This is a genomic window from Hansschlegelia beijingensis (assembly GCF_045505405.1).
Lineage (GTDB): Bacteria > Pseudomonadota > Alphaproteobacteria > Rhizobiales > Methylopilaceae > Methylopila > Methylopila beijingensis_A.
This window is the reverse complement of sequence record NZ_JBJKEX010000213.1, coordinates 1-5,296: the sequence shown is the minus strand read 5'-3', so window position 1 is coordinate 5,296 and position 5,296 is coordinate 1. Positions and strand designations below refer to the sequence as shown.

The following is a 5,296-nucleotide window of genomic DNA, read 5'->3' as shown; positions in this document are numbered from 1 at the left end:
GACGCCGCGTCCGAAAGCTCGCCCGAGCCGTGGTCGAAGGAGCCCTGGCTGCGGCCCACTCCGCGGAAATTGAAGCGCAGGACCGAACCATCCTGCGCAACGTCGCGCTGCTCGGCGTCGACTCCGTGCAGTGCCCGCTCGCGCGGCGCGAGGAGGCCTGGGGGCGGCTCGCCGCCGAGCTGACCGAGAACGACATGGCGGACGCCGCCGCCGTGGTCGGCCTCGAGGACCTTCCGGCGCTGGCCGACGCGATCCTGGCGGGCCAGGTTCGTGGCCGCACCATCGTGGACGTGCGGAAGTAACAGACAGCAACGCCGGCGATCGAAGACTTCTCCCGATCGCCGGCGCCTGGACCCGCCGCTTCTGAAAGCGGGACGGCGTCGTCGGCAGAGCGACGTCTCCCATCAAGGCCGATCCGCGGAGGTTCGGCACATCGCGCGAGATCCTGGACGCGGTTCGACCGGCCCAGGACGAGGAGCCGGCGTCGGTCCACGCAGCCGCGCCGCTGTCCCAACGCGGCCTTAACGCCTGACCGCGAAGCGCCCTCTCCAAGCCCAACGCGCTGCAAAGCCAAGTACCCGAAGCGGCGACCCCGCCGCGACGGGACCTGGAACGATGACGGACATCCTGATGCTTGCGGCCGGTGTCGCGGCCTTCGGCGCGCTCGCAGGTTATGCGCGCGCCTGCGTGCGGCTGTGACGGCGATGACCGTTCTCGGCCTGCCGCTGCTCGACGCGGCGCTCGGCGCGACAGCTGCGCTCGCGGTCGCCGCCGTTTTCCTCGCCGCGCTGCTGCGGCCCGAACGGTTCTGAACCGCCCAACGGACTCAAACCCATGACCCTGAATGGCTGGGGGCAGATCGCGCTGTACTGCGTGATCGTGCTCCTTCTCGTCCGCCCGCTCGGCGGCTTCCTCACCCGCCTTTACTCCGGCGAGCGGACCTTTCTTCATCCGGCGCTCGCGCCGGTGGAGCGCGGCTTCTACCGGCTCGCCGGCGTCCGGCCAGAGCAGGACCAGGGCTGGCTGGCCTATGCGCTCGCGATGCTGGCCTTCAATCTGGTGGGCTTCCTCGCGGTCTACGCCGCGCTCCGCCTGCAGGGCGCGCTGCCGCTTAACCCTCAGGGCTTCGCGGGGCTCGCTCCCGACCTCGCCCTCAACACCGCCGTGTCGTTCGTGACCAACACGAACTGGCAGTCCTATGGCGGGGAGGCGACGATGTCCTACGGCTCACAGATGTGGGCGCTCACCGTCCAGAACTTCCTGTCGGCCGCGACCGGCATGGCGGTCGCGGTGGCTTTCGTGCGCGGCTTCGCGCGGCGGTCCGCGCAAGGCGTCGGCAACTTCTGGACGGACCTGACCCGCTCCACGCTGTACGTGCTGCTGCCGGCCTGCGTCGTGCTTGCGCTCGTCTATGTCGCGCTCGGCGTGCCGCAGACGCTGTCCTCCTACGTGACCGCAAAGACGCTGGAGGGCGCTGACCAGACCATCGCGCTCGGGCCGGTCGCGAGCCAGCTCGCGATCAAGATGCTCGGCACCAATGGCGGCGGCTTCTTCAACGCCAATTCGGCGCATCCCTTCGAGAACCCGTCTGCGCTCGTGAACCTCATCCAGATGGTCTCGGTCTTCGCGATCGGCGCGGCGCTCACCAACGTCTTCGGCCGCATCGTCGGCGACGAGCGGCAGGGCTGGGCGATCCTCGGCGCGATGGGCGCGCTGTTCCTCGTCGGCGTCGGGCTCGTCTACTGGGCCGAGGCAGCCGCCAATCCGATCCACGTCGCGCTCGGGCTCGATCCCGCGGGCGGCAACATGGAGGGCAAGGAGGTGCGCTTCGGCGTCGCCCTGTCCGCTCTGTTCGCGGTGATGACGACCGCCGCGTCCTGCGGCGCCGTCAACGCCATGCATGACAGCTTCTCGGCGCTCGGCGGCCTGATCCCGATGATCAACATGCAGCTTGGCGAGGTCGTGATCGGCGGCGTCGGCGCGGGCCTCTACGGCGTGCTGCTGTTCGCGATCGTGGCCGTGTTCGTGGCGGGCCTCATGGTCGGCCGCACGCCGGAGTATGTCGGCAAGAAGATCGAGGCGCGCGAGGTGAAGCTCACCATGCTGGCGCTGCTCTGCTCGCCTGCCGCGACGCTGATCGCGGTGGCGGTGGCGGCGGTGAGCCCGCTCGGGCTGGCCGGGCTCCAGGAGAGCGGTCCGCACGGCTTCTCCGAGATGCTCTACGCCACGACGTCGGCCGCCGCGAACAACGGGTCGGCCTTCGGCGGGCTGAGCGCGAACAGCATGTTCTGGAACGTCACGCTCGCGATCGGAATGATGATCGGCCGGTTCGCTCTGATCGTGCCGATGCTCGCGGTGGCGGGCTCCCTCGGCGGCAAGAAGCGGCTGCCGCCCTCAGTGGGCGCGTTCCCGACCGATGGCGGGCTGTTCGTGGGGCTGCTGATCGGCGTGATCCTGATCGTCGGCGGGCTCACCTACTTTCCGGCGCTGACGCTCGGACCCATCGCCGACGCCTTCGCGACCGCGGCCGGCCGAACCTACTGAGCCGCGCCTCCCGACAGGTCCTGGCGCCGAGCCGGGACCTCGAGCGCAACGCCCCCATTCCCGCTCCTCCGACGCCGCCGCGCGTCCGCCCCCGGCTCAGGCCCGGGAGCTCGAGGGGAGCGCAATTCGAGACCAAACCGATGTCGGAAAAACCCGCCTCACTGCTCGATCCGGCCCTGATCGGCCCGGCGCTCGGCTCAGCCTTTCGCAAGCTCGATCCGCGCGAACTCATCCGGAACCCGGTGATGTTCGCGGTCGAGGTCGTGGCGCTCGTGGCCACGATCCTGTTCGTCCGCGACCTCTTCTCAGGCCTCGACGCCGCCTTCTCGGGCCAACTCGCGGCGTGGCTCTGGCTCACCGTCTATTTCGCGACCTTCTCCGAGGCCGTCGCCGAAGGGCGCGGCAAGGCGCAGGCCGACGCGCTCCGCCGCACGCGGTCGGAAACCCTGGCCAAGCGGCTCGTCGGCGACTGCGGAGGCTATGAGGAAATCGCAGCCCCGGTCCTCAGGGTCGGCGACCTCGTGCTGGTCGAGCCCGGCGACCTGATCCCCGGCGACGGCGAGGTGGTCGAGGGCGTCGCGACCGTGGACGAGAGCGCCATCACGGGCGAAAGCGCCCCGGTGATCCGCGAAAGCGGCGGCGACCGCTCGGCGGTGACGGGCGGCACCAAGGTGCTGTCCGACCGCATCAAGGTCCGCATCACGGCCGCCGCAGGCTCGAGCTTCCTCGACCGCATGATCGCGCTGGTGGAAGGCGCCGAGCGGCAGAAGACGCCGAACGAGATCGCCCTCACCATCCTGCTCGCCGGCCTCAGCCTGATCTTCGTGCTCGCGACCGTCACCATTCCCTCCTTCGCGGCCTATTCGGGCGGCGCGGCGCCAGTGATCGTGCTGCTTGCGCTGTTCGTGACGTTGATCCCGACCACGATCGGCGGACTGCTCTCGGCGATCGGCATCGCGGGCATGAACCGGCTGGTGGGCTTCAACGTGCTCGCCATGTCGGGCCGCGCGGTGGAGGCCGCGGGCGACGTGGACGTGCTGCTGCTGGACAAGACGGGCACCATCACGCTCGGCAACCGGCAAGCCTCCGAGTTCCTGCCGCTAGAAGGCGTGCGCCCGAGCGAACTGGCGGATGCGGCGCAGCTCGCGAGCCTGTCCGACGAGACGCCGGAGGGACGCTCGATCGTCGTGCTCGCCAAGGAGGCGTATGGCCTGCGGGGCCGCGAGTTGGGGCCGCTGGAGCCGAGCTTCATCCCGTTCTCGGCGCAGACCCGCATGAGCGGCGTCGACATCGGCGCGCGCAAGATCCGCAAGGGCGCGGCCGACGCGGTGATCGCTCATGTGAAGGCGCTCGGCGGCGAGGTTCCGGCGGAGCTCGCCGGTATCGTCGAGCGGGTCGCCCGCGCGGGCGGAACGCCGCTCGTGGTCGCGGCGGACGCCCGCATCCTCGGCGTCGTCCACCTCAAGGACATCGTGAAGGGCGGCATCCGTGAGCGCTTCGGCGAGCTTCGCGCGATGGGCATCCGCACCGTCATGATCACCGGCGACAACCCGATGACCGCCGCCGCCATCGCGGCCGAAGCGGGCGTCGACGACTTCCTCGCGGAAGCGACGCCGGAGGCCAAGCTCGCGCTGATCCGCAAGGAGCAGGAGGGCGGCAAGCTGGTCGCCATGTGCGGCGACGGCACCAACGACGCGCCGGCGCTCGCCCAGGCCGACGTCGGCGTCGCGATGCAGACGGGGACGGTCGCCGCCCGCGAGGCCGGCAACATGGTCGACCTCGACAGCGACCCGACCAAGCTCATCGAGATCGTGCGGATCGGCAAGCAGCTGCTGATGACGCGTGGCGCGCTCACCACCTTCTCGATCGCCAACGACGTCGCGAAGTATTTCGCGATCGTGCCCGCGATGTTCGTCGCGCTCTACCCCCCGCTCGGCGCGCTCAACATCATGGGGCTCAGCAGCCCGCAGAGCGCGATCCTGTCGGCGATCATCTTCAACGCGCTGATCATCGTCGCGCTGGTGCCGCTCGCGCTGAGGGGCGTCTCCTACACGCCGTCCAGCGCCGCGGCGCTGCTCCGCCGGAACCTGCTGATCTACGGCCTCGGCGGCCTGGTCGCGCCCTTCGTCGGCATCAAGCTCGTGGACCTCGGCGTCTCGGCGCTGGGGCTCGCCTAAACGCCTGACCCAGCCCCCGCCGTCATGGTCCGGCTCGACCGGACCATCCACGTCGCGCGTCGAACTCGACGTCCGAGGTGGGTCCCCCGGTCAAGCCGGAGGACGACGAACGGAAGCGCGTCGCGCGCCCCGTCGCTCAGTGGAATGGACACCCTCATGCTCGCCCAGCTTCGTCCCGCCATCGTCCTGATGGCCCTGTTCACCCTCCTGCTCGGCCTCGCCTATCCCCTGGCGATCACGGGCGTCGCGCAGGTCGCCTTTCCGGCCGCCGCGAACGGCTCGATGATCGAGAGGAACGGCCAGCTGGTCGGCTCCGCCCTGATCGGCCAGGCGTTCGCCAGCCCGCGCTACTTCCACGGGCGGCCCTCTGCGGCCGGCCAGAACGGCTATGACGCCAACTCCTCCTCGGGATCCAATCTCGGGCCCACCTCGAAGGCGCTCGCCGAGCGCATCGCGGGCGACGTCGCGAAGGCGCGGAGCGAGGACGGGCTCGCGGGCCCCGTTCCGGCCGATCTCGTGACGGCCTCGGGCTCCGGGCTCGACCCCGACATCTCGCCCGCCTCCGCGGAGGCGCA

The 5,296-nt window shown here is 70.4% G+C and carries 3 protein-coding genes and 1 pseudogene; all 4 read left to right on the top strand.

Annotated elements, in window-relative coordinates:
- Positions 1-302, top strand: a pseudogene (locus tag ACIKT0_RS12570) (oxidoreductase); the annotation flags it as partial.
- Between the two features lie 532 nt (positions 303-834).
- Positions 835-2,544 carry a potassium-transporting ATPase subunit KdpA gene (gene kdpA / locus ACIKT0_RS12565; RefSeq protein WP_407105667.1) on the top strand — a complete coding sequence of 570 codons (1,710 nt, stop codon included), beginning with the start codon at positions 835-837 and terminating at the stop codon, positions 2,542-2,544.
- Between the two features lie 140 nt (positions 2,545-2,684).
- Positions 2,685-4,721, top strand: a complete 2,037-nt coding sequence (kdpB, locus tag ACIKT0_RS12560; RefSeq protein ID WP_407105666.1) for a potassium-transporting ATPase subunit KdpB — start codon at positions 2,685-2,687, stop codon at positions 4,719-4,721.
- A 156-nt stretch (positions 4,722-4,877) separates the two neighbouring features.
- A partial coding sequence (kdpC, locus tag ACIKT0_RS12555) for a K(+)-transporting ATPase subunit C (protein ID WP_407105665.1) occupies positions 4,878-5,296 on the top strand: 419 nt, incomplete at its 3' end.